This window comes from Mycobacterium simiae, from assembly GCF_008370645.1.
GTDB classification, from domain to species: Bacteria; Actinomycetota; Actinomycetes; order Mycobacteriales; family Mycobacteriaceae; genus Mycobacterium; species Mycobacterium simiae_A.
Window position 1 is genome coordinate 1 of the sequence record NZ_VTZN01000419.1, and the last position, 974, is coordinate 974.

1 protein-coding gene is annotated in these 974 nt (G+C 64.9%); it reads left to right on the forward strand.

All coding sequences use genetic code 11. From position 1 onward, the window contains the following. Positions 1-974, forward strand: a 974-nt coding sequence (locus F0Q45_RS26200; RefSeq protein WP_149656616.1) for an AMP-binding protein, incomplete at both ends; no start/stop codon positions are given.

Consider the following 974-nt stretch of genomic DNA (forward strand, 5'->3'; position numbering starts at 1 on the left):
GGCGCGGCTCAAAGCAGCTGGGGTACAGCAGGAGACGATCGTCGCCGTGGCGCTGCCTCGTGGCGCCGACTTGGCGACCGCGTTGCTGGCGATCAGCCAGACCGGGGCGGCGTACTTGCCCATCGATGCGAACCATTCCAGCCAACGCACCAGCTTTATGCTCACCGACGCCGCCCCCCGGCTGCTGATCACCGACTCCGCCACCGCGTCCGGACTGCCGGAGTCCACCATCCCCCGGTTGGTCCTCGATCAGCTCGGCGCCGCCGCGACTCCCGATCAGCCGGTCGAACGGCCGGGTCAGGAGAATCTGGCTTACGTCATGTACACCTCCGGATCCACCGGGAAACCCAAAGCCGTTGCCGTTACCCACCGCAACGTGGTGGCACTATTCGCAGGGCTGAAGCAAGAGTGTCAATTCACTGCCAGCGATGTGTGGGCGTGGTGTCATTCGCCAGCGTTCGATGTCTCGGTATGGGAGATGTGGGGCGCGTTGCTGCATGGTGCCCGCGTAGTAGCGGTGCCCCAGACTACGGTGCGTTCGCCGCGGGCGCTGTGGGAGCTGATAATCCGTGAGCGCGTCACGGTGCTCAGCCAGACGCCGTCGGCCTTCTATGAACTGATGCGGGCCGAGCGGGAAAGTAGTTGCACCGCAGTAGAGTCCGCATTGCGGCTGGTGGTGTTTGCCGGCGAGCCGTTACGTACGTCGGGGCTACCGGGATGGTATCCCGGAGACCGGACACCGCTGCCGACGCTGATCAATATGTACGGCACCACCGAAGGTACCGTTCATACCACGTGTCGCAAGCTCAGCAACGCGGACGCCACCTGTGCGGCGTCGGTGATCGGCGGTCCATTTGGCAACGAGCGATTGTATGTGCTAGACGCCGGCCTGCGGGTGGTGCCGGTGGGGGTGGCCGGCGAATTGTATGTCGCGGGTGCCGGTTTGGCGCGAGGGTATCGTGGCCAGTTTGGGC